Raw genomic sequence first — 373 nt, 5'->3', positions numbered from 1 at the left:
GGTATGGATACAACTGCTTGGCGTCAAAAGTGCGAAATGGTTCATATTTTCTTTTGTCCCCGCCCAGGGGAGGGAACGTCTTTGCGCTCGCAACCCAAAGCCGCTCCCGCAAGGCCAGCCCCGGCTTCGTGGTATTCTGCCCCGACAGTGAACCTCCAGGAGCCGAGTTCCTTCCATGGCTACCCAGCTCAATCTCCCCATCGGCGTACAGGCGTTCGGCAAAATCCGCACCGGCGGATTCTACTATGTGGATAAAACCGCCTATCTTCATCAGCTGATCGATGAAGGCAGCTATTATTTCCTCTCCCGCCCCCGCCGCTTCGGCAAGAGCCTGCTGCTGGACACCCTCAAGGAGCTGTTTTAGGCCAACGAA

Annotated in this window: 1 pseudogene; it reads left to right on the top strand. The window is 56.6% G+C overall.

From position 1 onward, the window contains the following. Positions 1 to 175 precede the first annotated feature (175 nt). Positions 176 to 361: pseudogene (locus tag LQD11_RS15455) on the top strand (AAA family ATPase); the annotation flags it as partial. Positions 362 to 373: the final 12 nt, after the last annotated feature.

Source organism: Ectothiorhodospira shaposhnikovii (assembly GCF_022227765.1).
Taxonomy (GTDB): domain Bacteria; phylum Pseudomonadota; class Gammaproteobacteria; order Ectothiorhodospirales; family Ectothiorhodospiraceae; genus Ectothiorhodospira.
This window is presented reverse-complemented; position numbering and strand designations above follow the sequence as displayed.